At 71.9% G+C, this 14,868-nt stretch carries 17 protein-coding genes; 12 read left to right on the top strand and 5 right to left on the bottom strand.

Annotation, left to right across the window (positions count from 1 at the left end; all coding sequences use genetic code 11):
* Positions 1–9 precede the first annotated feature (9 nt).
* From CHF15_RS15020 to CHF15_RS15000, 6 genes are all read left to right on the top strand, one after another.
* A complete protein-coding gene (locus CHF15_RS15020; protein WP_089224271.1) occupies positions 10–933 on the top strand; it encodes a type II secretion system F family protein in 924 nt (307 codons plus the stop codon).
* A 19-nt stretch (positions 934–952) separates the two neighbouring features.
* Positions 953–1,837, top strand: coding sequence for a DUF5936 domain-containing protein (locus CHF15_RS15015; protein WP_179279810.1), 885 nt, complete (start codon positions 953–955; stop codon positions 1,835–1,837).
* 279 nt (positions 1,838–2,116) lie between these two features.
* A complete protein-coding gene (locus tag CHF15_RS44875; RefSeq protein ID WP_245938831.1) occupies positions 2,117–2,323 on the top strand; it encodes a hypothetical protein in 207 nt (68 codons plus the stop codon).
* Entirely contained in the window at positions 2,320–2,907 is a 588-nt protein-coding gene (locus CHF15_RS15010; protein WP_265737398.1) for a pilus assembly protein TadG-related protein, read from the top strand. Before CHF15_RS44875 ends, CHF15_RS15010 begins: the two co-directional genes overlap by 4 nt.
* Positions 2,908–2,978: 71 nt before the next feature.
* Positions 2,979–3,512 carry a hypothetical protein gene (locus CHF15_RS15005; protein WP_322975681.1) on the top strand — a complete coding sequence of 178 codons (534 nt, stop codon included), beginning with the start codon at positions 2,979–2,981 and terminating at the stop codon, positions 3,510–3,512.
* A gap of 3 nt (positions 3,513–3,515) precedes the next feature.
* Positions 3,516–4,172: an OmpA family protein gene (locus CHF15_RS15000; RefSeq protein WP_089224268.1), complete on the top strand. Its 657-nt coding sequence runs from the start codon at positions 3,516–3,518 to the stop codon at positions 4,170–4,172.
* 348 nt (positions 4,173–4,520) lie between these two features.
* On the opposite strand, the gene CHF15_RS14995 is transcribed toward CHF15_RS15000, so the two are convergent.
* Positions 4,521–5,351, bottom strand: a complete 831-nt coding sequence (locus CHF15_RS14995) for an alpha/beta fold hydrolase (protein WP_089224267.1) — start codon at positions 5,349–5,351, stop codon at positions 4,521–4,523.
* Between the two features lie 171 nt (positions 5,352–5,522).
* Here CHF15_RS14995 and CHF15_RS14990 point away from each other — a divergent pair, with 171 nt between their 5' ends.
* Positions 5,523–6,023, top strand: coding sequence for a DUF3592 domain-containing protein (locus CHF15_RS14990; protein WP_143681571.1), 501 nt, complete (start codon positions 5,523–5,525; stop codon positions 6,021–6,023).
* Here the strand turns inward: CHF15_RS14990 and CHF15_RS14985 are convergent.
* On the bottom strand, positions 6,020–6,454 hold the full coding sequence (locus CHF15_RS14985) for a DUF192 domain-containing protein (protein WP_089224265.1): 435 nt from the start codon (positions 6,452–6,454) through the stop codon (positions 6,020–6,022). The genes CHF15_RS14990 and CHF15_RS14985 overlap by 4 nt on opposite strands.
* A gap of 47 nt (positions 6,455–6,501) precedes the next feature.
* On the opposite strand from CHF15_RS14985, the gene CHF15_RS14980 reads away from it, so the two are divergent.
* Positions 6,502–7,215, top strand: a complete 714-nt coding sequence (locus tag CHF15_RS14980) for a prepilin peptidase (RefSeq protein ID WP_089224264.1) — start codon at positions 6,502–6,504, stop codon at positions 7,213–7,215.
* A gap of 32 nt (positions 7,216–7,247) precedes the next feature.
* Here CHF15_RS14980 and mgrA read toward each other — a convergent pair whose 3' ends face one another.
* Positions 7,248–8,288 carry an L-glyceraldehyde 3-phosphate reductase gene (gene mgrA / locus CHF15_RS14975; protein ID WP_179279792.1) on the bottom strand — a complete coding sequence of 347 codons (1,041 nt, stop codon included), beginning with the start codon at positions 8,286–8,288 and terminating at the stop codon, positions 7,248–7,250.
* A gap of 110 nt (positions 8,289–8,398) precedes the next feature.
* Here mgrA and CHF15_RS14970 point away from each other — a divergent pair, with 110 nt between their 5' ends.
* The 4 genes from CHF15_RS14970 (at position 8,399) to CHF15_RS14955 (ending at position 13,428) form a co-directional block, all read left to right on the top strand.
* Positions 8,399–9,172, top strand: coding sequence for an isoprenyl transferase (locus tag CHF15_RS14970; protein ID WP_018561388.1), 774 nt, complete (start codon positions 8,399–8,401; stop codon positions 9,170–9,172).
* Positions 9,173–9,610: 438 nt separating this feature from the next.
* The gene (locus tag CHF15_RS14965; protein ID WP_089224262.1) at positions 9,611–10,930 is read left to right on the top strand and encodes a PhoH family protein; all 1,320 of its coding nucleotides are present in this window, start codon (positions 9,611–9,613) and stop codon (positions 10,928–10,930) included.
* Positions 10,931–11,327: 397 nt separating this feature from the next.
* A complete protein-coding gene (locus CHF15_RS14960; RefSeq protein WP_089224261.1) occupies positions 11,328–11,996 on the top strand; it encodes an aggregation-promoting factor C-terminal-like domain-containing protein in 669 nt (222 codons plus the stop codon).
* 112 nt (positions 11,997–12,108) lie between these two features.
* Positions 12,109–13,428 (top strand): AI-2E family transporter, encoded by a 1,320-nt coding sequence (locus CHF15_RS14955; protein ID WP_089224260.1) that lies wholly within the window; start codon positions 12,109–12,111, stop codon positions 13,426–13,428.
* A gap of 250 nt (positions 13,429–13,678) precedes the next feature.
* Here CHF15_RS14955 and CHF15_RS14950 read toward each other — a convergent pair whose 3' ends face one another.
* Together CHF15_RS14950 and CHF15_RS14945 are read right to left on the bottom strand one after the other, a co-directional pair.
* Positions 13,679–14,215, bottom strand: a complete 537-nt coding sequence (locus CHF15_RS14950) for an alkyl hydroperoxide reductase (RefSeq protein ID WP_089224448.1) — start codon at positions 14,213–14,215, stop codon at positions 13,679–13,681.
* Between the two features lie 2 nt (positions 14,216–14,217).
* Positions 14,218–14,775 carry a peroxiredoxin gene (locus CHF15_RS14945; protein WP_089224259.1) on the bottom strand — a complete coding sequence of 186 codons (558 nt, stop codon included), beginning with the start codon at positions 14,773–14,775 and terminating at the stop codon, positions 14,218–14,220.
* Between the last annotated feature and the right edge of the window lie 93 nt (positions 14,776–14,868).

Raw genomic sequence — 14,868 nt, 5'->3', positions numbered from 1 at the left:
ACGCCAACGATGGCCCTGGCCGTGCTCGGCGTGACCGGCCTCGCGCTGGTGCTGGGCGTCTGGGGCCTGCACGCCTGGAGCGGCGGACGCGCCGACCGCGCCGCCCTCGTCGACCGGCTGGCCGACGTCCCGGCCGCGGAACGGCATGCCGTGCCCTTCGCCGGCCTGGACCGCCGGGTCCGGCGCACCGACTGGGGCCGACGGCTGGCCGCCCGGCTCGCCGCCACCGGCACCGACCTGACGCCGGGACAGTTCACCGCGGCCGCCCTCGGTGTCGTCGGCGGCGCCTGGCTGGTCGCCGACATCGTGCTGGCGCCCTTCTTCGGGCCGATCGCCGCGCTCCTGGCGGCCTGGGCGGTCAGCTCCTTCCTCGGCTGGCGGCGACGGGTGCGCACCGAGCGCTTCATCGCCCAGCTGCCCGAGCTCGCCCGCGTCCTGGCCAACGCCACCCAGGCCGGGCTCGCCCTGCGCACCGCCGTCGGCATGGCCGCCGAGGAACTGGAGGCCCCGGCCGGCGAGGAACTGCGGAAGGTCGCCGACGCCATGACGCTCGGGCACTCCATCGAGGACGCCATGGCCGAACTGCAGGAGCGGCTGCCCAGCCGGGAACTGGTGGTGCTGGTCACCACCCTCGTCCTGTCCTCCCGGGCCGGCGGCTCCGTGGTGGAGTCGCTGCGCAACCTCACGGTGACCCTGGAGGAGCGCAAGGAGACCCGGCGCGAGATCCGCACCCAGATGTCCCAGGTCACGGTCACCGCGTACGCCGTCCCCGTCATCGGCATCGGGTCGCTGCTGCTGCTCGACCGGATCATGCCGGGCTCGCTGGGCGCGATGACCGGCTCCGGGGCCGGACGGATCGCCGTCCTCGTCGCCCTGGGCCTCTACGTCGTCGGCTTCGCGCTCATCCGCCGCATGTCGCGGATCGACGTGTGAGAGGGGTGGAGGACCGTTGATCACCTTCGCGCTGGCCGCCGTCGCCGCCCTCGGAGTGGTGGGCGTCTGCTACGGCATCGGCATCTACCGCTCCGAGGTCAAACTGCCCGGCGACCTCCAACTGGCCCTGGAGGTGGGGCGGACCCGCACCACCAAGGTCGGCAACGCCGTCGACCGCCTCGGGATGCGCTGGGCGCCCCTGGTGCTGCGCCTCATGGGCCCCGCCCGGGTCAACCGGATCCGCACCCGCATCGACCACGCGGGCCACCCGTACGGTCTCACCGTCGACCGCTACGCCGCCCGCCGCGCCGTCTACGGCGCCCTCGGCGCCCTGGCGGCCCTGGTGCTCCTCCAGGCCGGCCACTGGTTCGTCGCCCTGCTGATGGTCGCCTACGGCCTCGGGTGGACGGACCTCGGCATCCGGCTCGCCGTGCGCAGGCGCCGCGACGAGATCGAGCGCACGCTCCCGGACTTCCTCGACGTCCTCGCGGTGGTCGTGAGCGCCGGCCTCGGCTTCCGCCAGGCCCTCGAACGCGTCTCCACCGTCTACAAGGGGCCCTGGAGCGACGAGATCCGCATCGCCCTGCGCCAGATGGACGTCGGCGTCAGCCGCCGCGACGCCTTCGACCAGCTGCGCAGGCGCAACGGCAGCGAGCAGGTGGGGCAGTTCGTCACCGCACTGCAGCAGGGCGAGGAACTGGGCGCGCCCATCGCCCGCACGCTGCTCCAGATCGCCACGGACATGCGGCGCACCGAGGCCCAGAACGCCCGCCGCCGCGCGGCCCGCACCGTGCCGCGCGCGACCGGTGTGGTCACCACGCTCCTCGTCCCCGCGACGATGATCCTGCTGATGACGGGCACGATCCTCGGGTCGCGCATCAACTTCGGCGAGCTGCTGGGGTGATGGGGGTGACGAGGTCGTGAACGCATGTTCGGTGCGGGTGGTGGGTAGTGACGGGAGCCGCCATATTGGGTGCGGAGCCCACGGTTGCGGTGTACATTTGCAGTCGCAACCACATTTGCACCTGCAATCAGGCACGAATCGCAGCGGGTTGACCCGATGGGAGGCGGTGCGCCGTGGACCTCACCGGCACCGCGACCGCCCGCGGCGATAGCCAGACCCCGGCCGACGCAAGGGGCGCGGCCGGCGTACGTCTCGTGACTACGGTTTGGGGCACGGAAGATGAGCAGGTGGGTTGTGAAGCGACTGACCGCGCTGCGCACGCGCATGCGCGTCCGCGGCGACTCGGGGCAGACGTCGTTCGAGTACCTGGGCATCGCGGTGGTGATCGCGGTCATCATCGGCGTGCTGGCGGGAACGACGAGCATCGGCCAGGCCGTACTGGACGGAATTCTCAGCAAGATCGCGGACATCGTCGGCTCGGGCTGAGCGGGCGTACCGACGGCGACGCGGGACAGACCGTCGGTCTCTATATCGTCGCGGTGGGCGCATTGTTCTTCCTGGCGTTCGCGTACTTCGCGGTCGGGCAGGCCTCATCGGTGAGGAACACGGCGCAGACCGCGGCCGACGCCTCGGCCCTGGCGGCAGCTCGGGAGGTTCGCGACAGCGTCAGGGAGTCATTCCTCGACGCCCTTGAGGCGGGGGACCTTGAGCGGCTGGCGGACCTGCTGGCCCTTGAAGGGATGACCGCCGACGGAGCCTGCGGCGCGGCAGCGGACTACGCGGCGCGGAACAGGGCGGTCGTCGACGAGTGTGACGTGGGCGGTCCGGGCAGTGCCACGGTTGCCCTTCATTCTTCGGGCACTGTCGGCAGGTCCGTCGTGCCGGGCACCGAATCGATGCACGCGAACGCCACCGCGACGGCGATCGTCGAGAGCCGCTGCGGGGTCGACGAGGTGAGCGGCGACACGATCACGTTCATCTGCGACGGAGACCGGTTCACCGTGGATCCGACGGCCGACGACTTCGACCTGAACCTGGCGGAGTTCTACTCCGTCCATCTCAGCGAGTGAAGAACGGGGGACCGATGCGTATCCAGCAGCGGGACAGGAGCCGGCGTGGTCCGACGGCGGTCGCCGTCGCCTTGGTCCTCGCCGCGGCGCTGACCGGGTGTGGCGGTGGTGACGGCGATGACAAGGCCACGGCCACGCCGTCGGCGAAGAAGAGCGCGCCGGGTGGTTCGGACAAGTCGAGCGCGACTCCATCGGACGAGCCGACCGAGGTCTTGGCGCAGATGAAGGGTGAGAAAGGCATAACGGTCACGCTCAATGAAGCCACGCGGGACCCCGGCGGCTTCGTCACCGTCAAGGGCTTGCTCACCAACAACGGGGATTCGGCGTTCAACGCCACGTACTGGACGGGCGCGGAAACCGCGGTGCAGCGCTCCGGGCCCTCCGTCGCCGGTGCCGTGCTGGTCGACTCGGTCGGCAAGAAGCGCTACTACGTGCTCCGGGACACCGAGGGCAAGTGCCTGTGCACGATGGGCCTCACGCTGATCAAGCCGGGGGAGACCCGGCCCCTCTTCGCCCAGTTCCCGGCGCCGCCGGAAGGCACCACCGAGATGGAGTTCCAGCTGCCGACGATGCCCCCGGCCAAGATCACGATCGCGGAGGGGTGAACCGTGCACCGTCCCCGTCCGCACACCCGCCCCGGCGTCGCGGTCGTGCTCGGCCTCGCGCTCGTGCTCACGCCGCTCACCGCCGCGACCGCGCGGGCGGACGACGAACCGACGGCGCAGCCCACCCCGTCCGCGCCCGTGAAGGTGGACGCTGACGACGCGGACCTGCAACTGCCCGAGGGGGCGACGCTGGCCCCGCCCAAGGTGCTGGACATCGTCTCCGTGACCGACGCGTCGTCCTCCGAGAACGCTTCCGCCGGCGACGGCGAGGAGCGGCACGAGGAGTCGAATTCGTCCGTCACCTACGCCCTCCAGTCGGACGTCCTGTTCGGCAAGGACAGCGCCAAGCTGAACGCGGCGGCGACCGCCCGGCTCAAGGCCATCGCGGCCGACATCGAGGCCAAGGGCGTCACGCAGCCGATCCGGGTCTTCGGCTTCACGGACGACCTGGGCTCGTACGAGCACGGCAAGGTGCTGTCCAAGAAGCGGGCGGACGCCGTCTACAAGATCCTCGCGGAGGAGCTCGGGTCCCTCGGCAGCTCCGGCCACTCGTTCCAGGTGCGCGGGTACAGCGAGGACTACCCGATCGCGGACAACTCCACCGAGGCGGGTCGCAAGCAGAACCGCCGCGTGGAGATCACGTTCCGTCCGTCGTCGTAGCGCCGCCGGTCCCCGCCCCCGCCCCCGCCCGGGCCGCGGTCAACCGAATGGCTCACCTACACGGGTAAGGCCCGGCGACAGGGCGCTTAAATTCCGCGCCAAGGACCCGGTGCGTTCCGTGACGGAGCGTGTGCGGTGCGGATGTGGCGCGAGGGGGCGAGTCATGCCATTCGCGGCCATTCGGTCTAATCGCCCACCGTTCGCGCAACTTCTTCGGGGGAACCTTCACATCTCCCTCATGACCTTGGACCGGGAGAGCGGTTCCGGCGCGGTACCTTGGAGACCCCCCCCTCGGGCCGGTCCGCTCTCCCCCCCTGCGGACCGGCCCGTCTTCTTTCCCCCCGCTCCTCAGCCCGTCAGGAAGGGCCGTACGCGCGCCAGGAACAGGTCCGGCCGCTCGTTGTACGCCTCGTGCGCCGCGGGCAGCGTCGCGTACGTGGCGCCGGGCGGCAGCGAACGGCGGGCCCGGCGGCCGTCGGTGAGCGCGGGCAGCAGCGGATCGCGGCGGCCCCACAGCAGCAGGACGGGCGGGACGATCCCCGGCAGGACTCCGGTCAGCCCGAAACCGGGCGCGGCGAAGGCACGCCACAGCGCGCAGTGCACCGCGAGGCGCCCGGCGCCGGCGCCGACCCCTCGGGCCCGTTCGTAGGTCGCGCGGGCGCTGCTCGTCCGGAGCCGGCCCAGGTAGGCGCGGGCCAGCGGGGCGACCAGGCGCCCGGCGCGGGACGGGCGTCCCATCACGGCACGGCAGAACCATCTGGTGAGGGGGGTGAGCCGGGTGAAGCCGGCCGGGTCGACCAGGACGATCCCGGCCACCTGCGCCGGGCGGCGCTCCGCCAGCCGTACGGCGACCCAGCCGCCCACGCTGCTGCCGACGACATGGACGCGCGGCGCGCCCTCCCGTGCGATGGCGTCGAGGGCGCGCTCGGCCACGTCCGCCAGCCCCTCGGGGGTGACGGAGTGCGGGGCGGTGACGGTGGAGCGGCCGTAGCCGGGCCAGTCGAGGGCGAAGACCTCGCGTTCCGCGGCGAGGCCGGCCGCGACGGCCCCGTAGTCCCGGCTGTCGCCGGGGTTGGCGTGCAGCAGCAGCACGGGCGTGCGCGGGGCGCCGGTGGCCGGGGTGCCGAGGCGGTGCAGGGCGACGTCGCCCAGCGGGGTGGCGAGCACGGTGTGGCCCATGGCGGGAGCGTAGTGCCGGCGCGTGCCCGCCGACCCGCCCTTCGGCGTGCCCGCTCGGGTGGGCCCCGGCACCCGCCCCGGTTCCCGCCCCGCCGGGAACCGTCCGGGCGTGCCGGGTGTCTCCGTACGACGACGGGGGTGTGCGCCCCCTCGCAGTGACGGGGGATGTCGATGGACGCTGCGATACCGGTGGTCTTCACCGCGGTGGCCGTGCTGATCACGCTCGTACCGCTGGCGGTCGCCGTACGCGCCGGCCACCGCCTGCTGTGGATACGGCGGGCCGTGCACGGCGGGGTGCGCGCCGAGGGGCGTTGCGTGCGCGTGTACACGACCGTGGGCTCGACGGGCGAGGGCCCGACCCGCTCGCGGCAGCACTTCGTCTTCGAGTTCCGCACCGCCGACGGGCGCGACGTGCGCTTCGAGGATGCGGGGGCGCCGGGTACGACGATCGAGGGCGACCGCCTGACGGTCGCCTACGTCCCCGGGGCGCCGGAGCGGGCGCTGGTCGTCCCGGCCGGCTACCGGGTGCCGTACGGCCAACTCGCCCTGACGTTCGCGTTCCTGGGCATCTTCGTCGCCGTGGGCATCGTGCTGGTCCTCGGTGGTGTGCAGTTCGCCGACGCCTTCGGCAGCGTCGCCGACCCCGCCGACTTCGGGGGCGAGGGCTTCTAGGCCCCGGACCGGGTCCCGGCCGCCCCGTTCCGCCCCGCCTGCCTCTCCACGGTCACCTCCGCACCCGGCACCAGGCCCCAGGCCGCCATCGTGCCCGCCTCCGCCTCCAGCACGTGGCGGGCGCGCAGCCGCGGGCGGCCGAGCCGGCCCGGCGGCATGGTGCGGACGGCGAGCACCCGCAGCCGGCGGTCGAGGTAGGCGACGTCGATGGGGAAGCGCATGCCCAGGGTGTGCACGCTCGCGGCGGGAGTGAGCAGCAGCGCCCCGGTGATCCCCGTACGGCCCAGCAGCCCCCGGGTGCGGGCCCGGTAGGAGGCCGCGATCTCCAGCGGTATCGCCGCGCCCTCCGCCCCCCCCGCGCCGTCCGCGGCCCCGGCCCCGGCCCTGGCGAGGCGCAGCAGCCCGGTCCCGTCGCGGCGGAGGTCACCCACGCGGCTCACGTCCCTTCGGGTGGTGCGCCCGTGTACGGTCGGGCCCGATGCATGTCTATCCGATCGCCGCGGCCGTCGTGTGGGGAACCGTCACGGGGCTCGCCCTGCCGCGTGCGGCGTACCGGCTGTCCGTCGCTCCGGAGCAGCCCCGGCCGACCCGGTGCCCGGCGGACCTGCCCTATCCGGACGGATGGCGCGGCTGGGCGGGACCGGTGCGCAACGCCGGTCATCCGGCGGCCGGTTGGCGCTCCGCGCTGCTCACCGCCGTGGTCTGCGCGGCGGTGGCGGCGGCCACCGGGCCGCGGCCCGAGCTGACGGTGTGGCTGCTGCTCGTCCCGCTCGGAGTGCTGCTCGCCCGCGTCGACCTGACGGTGCTGCGGCTCCCGGACGTGCTGACTCTGCCCGCCGCCGGGGGGACGGCCGCGCTGCTCGGCGTGGCCGCGCTGCTTCCGGGCCACGAGGGCTCCTGGCCGCGGGCGCTGCTGGGGGCGGCCGCACTGGGCCTGTTCTACCTCGTCCTGCACCTGGTCAACCCGGACGGCATGGGCTTCGGCGACGTCAAACTCGCCCCCACCGCGGGCCTGGTCCTCGCCTGGTACGGCTGGGGGGCGCTCGCCGCCGGCACCTTCGCGGCCTTCGCGCTGGGCGGGGTCACGGGCCTGGTGCTGCTGGCGGCCCGCCGCGCCGGCCGCCGTACGCCGCTGCCCTTCGGGCCGTTCATCCTGGCGGGCGCCCTGGCCGGACCGCTGCTGCCGTCCTGACCAGGGCGCCCGCCGTCGTCACGCCTCGCCTGTCACGCGTCGCTGCTGCGCGACCAGAGGTTGACGCCCGACTCGAGGGCGAACTCGTCGATCTCGGCGAGCTCCTCGGCCGTCAGCGGGGCGGCGCCCACCGCGGCGACGTTGGCCTCCAGCTGGGCGACGCTCGACGCCCCGATGAGCGCGGAGGTGATCCGCCTGTCGCGCAGCACCCAGCTCAGCGCGAGCTGCGCCAGCGACTGACCCCGCCGGGAGGCGATGTCGTTGAGGCCGCGCAGCCGCCGCACGACCTCGTCGGTGATCAGGGTGGGGTCGAGGGACTTGCCCTGGGCGGCCCGCGAACCCTCGGGGATGCCGCTCAGGTACTTGTCCGTCAGGAGGCCCTGAGCCAGGGGGACGAAGGGGATGCAGCCCATGCCCTCCTCCTCCAGGACGTCCAGCAGCCCGTCGTCCTCGACCCAGCGGTTGATCATCGAGTACGAGGGCTGGTGGATCAGCGCCGGCACACCCATCTGGCGCAGCAGGCCGGCGGCCTCGCGGGTGCGCTGCGCGCTGTACGAGGAGATGCCGACGTAGAGCGCCTTGCCCTGCTGGACGGCGGACGCGAGGGCGCCCATCGTCTCCTCCAGCGGGGTGTCGGGGTCGAGGCGGTGCGAGTAGAAGATGTCGACGTAGTCCAGGCCCATCCGCCCCAGGGACTGGTCGAGCGAGGAGAGCAGGTACTTGCGGCTGCCCCACTCGCCGTACGGGCCTGGCCACATGTCGTACCCCGCCTTGGTCGAGATGACCAGTTCGTCGCGGTACGGCCGGAAGTCCTGGGCGAGGAGGGTCCCGAAGTTGCTCTCGGCCGAACCGTAGGGCGGGCCGTAGTTGTTGGCCAGGTCGAAGTGGGTGACGCCGAGGTCGAAGGCGCGGCGCAGGATCGCGCGCTGCGAGTCGAGGGTGCGGTCGTCACCGAAGTTGTGCCAGAGCCCGAGGGAGATCTCGGGGAGCTTCAGGCCGCTGCGGCCGGTACGGCGGTACGCCATTGCGTCGTAGCGCTCGTCGGCGGCGCGGTAGAGAGAACGAATATCCACAGAAACGGTCCTATCACGACGGTGGTCCACAGCCTCGCACCCGGTTCGGCGGCCCGCAGACGGGCGCAGTAGGGTGGCGAGGGGGTGACGACCGCAGGAGGGGCCCGCCAATGAATCTGCGCGACCTGGTACGTCTGAGGTTGACCGACCTGTACGCCCACCGTGTGGAGCGTCGTCTCGACCTGGCACAGGCCCCGAAGCACATCGGCGTCATCCTCGACGGCAACCGCCGCTGGGCCAAGGCCGCGGCGCGCACGACCGAGCAGGGCCACCGGGCCGGCGCGGACAAGATCACCGAGGTCCTCGGCTGGTGCGAGGAGACCGGCGTCGGGGTCGTGACGCTCTGGCTGCTCTCCACGGACAACCTCGACCGCCCGGCGGAGGAGCTCGTCCCGCTGCTCGGCATCATCGAGGACGCAGTCAGCGGCCTCGCCGCGACCGGCCGCTGGCGCGTCCACCACGTCGGCGCGAAGGACCTGCTGCCCGCCCGCACCCAGTCCGTCCTCAAGGAGGCGGAACAGGCCACGGAGGGCGTCGAGGGCATACTCGTCAACGTCGCCGTGGGCTACGGCGGCCGCCAGGAGATCGCCGACGCGGTCCGCTCCCTCCTCCACGAGCACGCCGGCCGCGGCACCTCCATCGAGGACCTCGCGGAGATCCTCGACATCGACCACATCGCGGAGCACCTCTACACCCGCGGCCAGCCCGACCCCGACCTCGTCATCCGCACCTCCGGCGAGCAGCGGCTGTCGGGCTTCATGCTCTGGCAGAGCGCGCATTCGGAGTACTACTTCTGCGAGGTCTTCTGGCCGGCGTTCCGCCGGGTGGACTTCCTGCGGGCGCTGCGCGACTACGCGGCGCGGCACCGGCGCTACGGGTCCTGAGCGCGGGACCCCGGCTCCGGGGTCACCCGAACGGCGGTACCGAAGAGAGATGCGCCACACCGCGGTCGCGGTGAACGGCGCAGGGCCCGGTGGCCGGATTACGTCCCGGCGAAGGACGCGGGAACGGACGGCGACGGGACGGCAAGGGTAGGGCCCGGGCCAACACCTGTCATATGCAGTCGCATAGGCCTCCACTTTCGAGGGAATAGACCCGTCAGACCGACATCCGGCCCATGGATGTCGGACAGAAGCGGACGGCACCTGGCCCGTCCGCCCGGGAGGCCCATTGCTCACGGACGTGCCGTTGTCAACCCTTGACTCGGACGGCATTGACCGCGTCGACTCGAAGGGCCGCGGTCCGGCCCTCCTGGTCGGTCCCGGCCCTGTCCCGCGCGACGCCGTCGCACCCGCACCTCTTCCGAGGGGGTTCGTCCACACGTGGTGACCAGCAAGAATCGCCGTGAGCACGACCGGCGCACTTACGTACTCGACACCAGCGTGCTGCTTGCCGACCCGCATGCCCTCCTCCGCTTCGACGAGCACGAGGTGGTCCTGCCGGTCGTGGTGGTGACCGAGTTGGAAGCCAAGCGCCACCACCCCGAGCTCGGCTACTTCGCCCGCCAGGCGTTGCGGCTGCTCGACGAGTACCGGATCCGGTACGGGCGGCTGGACGCACCCATCCCCATCGGCGAGCTGGGCGGCACCCTGCGCGTCGAACTGAACCACTCGGACCCGGGCGTGCTGCCCGCGGGGTTCCGGCTGGGCGACAACGACTCGCGGATCCTCGCGGTCGCCCGGAACCTCCAGGCCGAGGGGTACGACGTCACCGTCGTCTCCAAGGACCTGCCGCTGCGCGTCAAGGCCTCCTCCGTCGGCCTGCTGGCCGAGGAGTACCGGGCCGAGCTGGCGATCACCTCCGGCTGGACGGGCATGCACGAGCTGCAGGTCGCGGCCCAGGAGGTGGACGAGCTCTTCCAGTCGGAGACCGTCGACCTGCCCGACGTGGAAGGGCTGCCGGTGCACACCGGTCTGGTCCTGCAGTCCGAGCGCGGCAAGGCGCTCGGCCGGGTGACGGCCGACGGCCGGGTCCGGCTGGTGCGCGGCGACCGGGAGGCCTTCGGCATCCACGGCCGCAGTGCCGAGCAGCGGATCGCGCTGGACCTGCTGCTCGACCCGGACGTCGGCATCGTGTCGATGGGCGGCCGGGCCGGCACCGGCAAGTCGGCGCTGGCGCTGTGCGCGGGGCTGGAGGCGGTGCTGGAGCGTCAGCAGCACCAGAAGGTCATGGTCTTCCGGCCGCTGTACGCCGTGGGCGGACAGGAACTCGGCTACCTGCCGGGCTCGGAGGCCGAGAAGATGAGCCCGTGGGCCCAGGCGGTCTTCGACACCCTGGGCGCGGTGACGTCGAAGGAGGTCATCGAGGAGGTCGTGGCGCGCGGCATGCTGGAGGTCCTGCCCCTGACGCACATCCGGGGCCGCTCCCTGCACGACGCCTTCGTGATCGTCGACGAGGCGCAGTCCCTGGAGCGCAACGTCCTGCTGACCGTGTTGTCCCGTATCGGGCAGAATTCCCGGGTCGTCCTGACCCATGACGTCGCCCAGCGCGACAACCTGAGGGTGGGTCGGTACGACGGTGTGGTCGCCGTCGTCGAGAAGCTCAAGGGCCACCCGCTGTTCGCCCACATCACCCTGACCCGCTCCGAGCGCTCGCCGATCGCCGCGCTCGTGACGGAGATGCTGGAGGACGGCCGGGCGTAACAGGCGAGTTGGACGGTCCGCTAGGCTGCTGCGCCGCAAGGGCGCAGCAGCCTAGCGCTGTCCGCGGAGGCTACGGATGCGTAACGGAAATTTCTGTGGCCCACGTGGCGTGTGAGCTTTGACACGCAACGGGGAATTGCGTTGACGCGTCCGGCTACGGCAGGCTGTCGGTTCTGTCAGGCCCCCGCCCTCGGCACACCCGTACCCGCAAACGTACGGAACCTCAGAACTGAACAGCGTTCGCCGTGGGCCGCCCGAGCTGAAACAGCGGACTCCCGCCCCGTCGGGGGAGCCCCACCGGGCCAGTGCTTCTGTGACCGGTGCAGTAGGAGCCAGTGCGAAGGGGCACGATCGCGTCCGCGAGGTCACCAAGCGGGCGACGCTGGAAGGAAACCGTGTGAGCCGGATCTCGGTCCGGGGATTCGCGGTGGCTTCGGCCACTGCGGTCACCACTGTGGGCGCCGTCGTCGGTGTCGCCTCTGGCAGCGAGGGTGTCGTACAGCCCGTCGCCGCCGCTGATGCGCCGACCGTCCTCGCGGACATACCCGCGGGACAGCAGGTTCAGCAGGCTTCCCTGACCCAGCAGGTGCAGGCGCAGTCCGACGCCGCCGACGCCGGGGCCAAGAAGGCCGCGGAGGAGTCGGCGCGCAAGCAGGCCGCCAAGGACGCCTCTGCCCGCAAGAAGGCGGAGGAGAAGGCCGAGGCCGACCGCAAGGCCAAGGAGGCCTCCCGCGCCGCCGAGCGCGCCGCGCTGGTCGTGAAGGCCTCGTACACGGTCGCCGAAGTCCAGGCCATGGCCCAGGGGATCGTCGGCGACGCCTCCCAGTACCAGTGCTTCTCCAACATCGTCACCCGTGAGAGCGGCTGGAACTACACCGCGACGAACGCCTCGTCCGGCGCCTACGGCCTCGTCCAGGCCCTGCCCGGCACCAAGATGGCCTCCGCGGGCGCCGACTGGCGCACCAACCCCGGCACCCAGATCAAGTGGGGCCTCAACTACATGAACAGCCGGTACGGCAGCCCCTGCGGTGCCTGGTCGTTCTGGCAGGCCAACCACTGGTACTAGGCCGCCCGTCCACAAAACGCCGACAAGCCCCCGACCCCTTGAGGGATCGGGGGCTTGTTGCGCGTACGGTGGTGCGGTCGGACAGACCGGGGGGCGGGGGACAGGGGAAGTGATGTCGGAGAAGCGCCAATGGGGCTCCGGGCTGGCGTCGGAGCTGGCCAAGCTCGCCGGGAGGCTGGAGGAGCAGCGCCGGGCCGCGGCCGCGGGCGCCCGCGAGGAGGCCCGCCGCCAGGACGAGCAGATCACGCGCCGGCACGTGCCGCGCGCCTCCGGCCCCGGCGACCCGGTCGCCCAGGTGCCGTGGAGCATGCGGGTCGCCGCCGAACTCGCCTGGCGGCTGCTGGTGCTGGCCGGCACCGTCTGGGTGCTGATGCGGGTGATCGGCACCATACAGCTGGTCGTCCTCGCCTTCGTCGCCGCACTCCTGATCACCGCGCTCCTGCAGCCCTTCGTGGGCCGGCTGAAGCGGATGGGGGTGCCGCGCGGGTTCGCCACGGCCATCGTCTTCATCGGCGGCTTCGTGATGATGGGCCTGGTCGGCTGGTTCGTGGTCTGGCAGGTCATGGAGAACGTCGACAACCTCTCCAACAGCCTCCAGGACGGCGTCACCGAGCTGAAGCGCTGGCTGCTCAACAGCCCGTTCCACGTGACCGAGGACCAGATCAACCAGATCGCCAAGAACCTCCAGGAGGCGATCGGCACCAACTCCAAGGCGCTGACCGACGCCGGGCTGCAGGGCGTCACCGTCGTGGTGGAGATGCTCACCGGCATCCTGCTGGCGATGTTCAGCACGCTGTTCCTGCTCTACGACGGCCGGAACATCTGGAACTGGTTCCTCAAGCTCTTCCCCGTGGCCGCCCGCGACGGGCTCGGCGGTGCCGGGCCGCGCGCCTGGCGCACGCTCACCCTCTATGTGCGCGGCACGGTGATAGTGGCCCTGATCGACGCCATCTTCATCGGCATCGGCATCTTCTTCCTCGGGGTGCCGATGGCGGTGCCGCTGGCCGTGATCATCTTCCTGGCCGCGTTCGTGCCGCTGGTCGGCGCGGTCGCCTCGGGCGCCATCGCGATGGTGGTGGCGCTGGTGACGGAGGGTCCGTTCACGGCGCTGATGGTGCTGGTCGTCGTCCTGCTGGTGCAGCAGATCGAGGGCCACATCCTGCAGCCGTTCATCCTGGGCCGGGCGGTGCGGGTGCACCCGCTCGGTGTGATCCTCTCGGTGGCGGCGGGTTCGCTCATCGCCGGGATCGGCGGGGCGGTCGTCGCCGTGCCGCTGGTCGCGGTCACCAACACCGTCGTCGGCTACCTGCGGGCCCACGCCCGGGAGTCGGCGATGGCCGACGAGCCCCCGCCGCACGGCGCGACGGCCGCCGAGGTGGCGCCGGTCGGCGCGCCGGGGCTGCCCGACGGCGCGCCGGAGGGCACCGCCTGACGGCGTGACCACCCGGTGCCGCGGCCGCCCCTCGGGGCGGCCGCGCGCGTGTGCGCTCCCCGGGAATCGCACCGTGACCGGCGCGTGGGACGAGGTGTTCGAGCGGCCGGGTGTGGCCACGACCGCCCCGGCGGCTGCCGCAGTCCCCGCACTTCCACCGGGCGGCGCACGGCGTCGAGCGCGGTCGCCCGACGCCTGACAGCCCGAGGGCCCGGCCCCCGCAAGGGTGGCCGGGCCCGGGGAGCACGCGTCACGCGCCGGCGAGGACCGCCTCGGCGTCCAGGGTCGCCGCGACCGCCTGCACGACGGCGGCGATCTTGAAGGCCTCCTGGACCGTCTCGCGCTCGACACCGGCCTTGCGCAGCACCTGCTCGTGCGAGTCGAGGCACATCCCGCAGCCGTTGATCGCCGAGACCGCCAGCGACCAGAGCTCGAAGTCGGTCTTGTCGACGCCCGGGTTGCCGATGACGTTCATCCGCAGACCGGCCCGCAGGTTGCCGTACTCCGGGTCCGACAGCAGGTGCCGGGTCCGGTAGTAGACGTTGTTCATCGCCATGATGGCGGCGGCGGCCTTGGCGGCCTGGTACGCCTCCGGCGAGAGGTTCTCCCGGGCCTCGGGCTCCAGCGCGCGCAGCACGACGGCCGAGCGCGAGGCGATCGCGGTCGCCAGCACCGTGCCCCACAGCTGCTGCTGCGGGAGCTCGGAGTTGCCGATCACGGAGCCCAGGTTGAGCTTGAGGTCCTTGGCGTAGTCCGGCAGCGCGGACTTCAGCTCATCGAGCGCCACGGTCACTCACCGGCCAGCAGCTTGACGACGTCGAGGGTCTCGTCGCCCTTCTTCCAGTTGCAGGGGCACAGCTCGTCGGTCTGCAGCGCGTCGAGGACCCGCAGGACCTCCTTGGGGTTACGGCCGACGGAGCCGGCGGTCACCATGACGAACTGGATCTCGTTGTTCGGGTCCACGATGAAGGTGGCGCGCTGGGCGACGCCGTCCTCGCCGAGGATGCCGAGGTCGGTGCACAGCTCGCGCTTGATGTCCGACAGCATCGGGAAGGGCAGGTCGCGCAGGTCCTCGTGGTCCTTGCGCCAGGCGTGGTGCACGAACTCGGAGTCGACGGAGAAGCCGAGGATCTGCGCGTCACGGTCGGCGAACTCGTCGTTCAGCTTGCCGAACGCCGCGATCTCCGTCGGGCAGACGAAGGTGAAGTCCTTCGGCCACGCGAAGACCACTGACCAACCTTTCTTGAAGTCCTCCGAGGAGTACTCCTTGATCTCAAGCTTATCGGCGGAGGGGCCCTCCACGCCCATGAGCTTGTAGGCAGGGAACTGGTCACCGACAGTGAGCACGAAAATCCTCCGTAAGGACTGATCAGGGGTTGCAGTCCTAACCATGCCACGTCAATGATCAAACGGAAAAATCGATCGAACCGCCCAGATTGA

Source organism: Actinacidiphila glaucinigra, assembly GCF_900188405.1.
Lineage (GTDB): Bacteria > Actinomycetota > Actinomycetes > Streptomycetales > Streptomycetaceae > Actinacidiphila > Actinacidiphila glaucinigra.
This window is presented reverse-complemented; position numbering and strand designations above follow the sequence as displayed.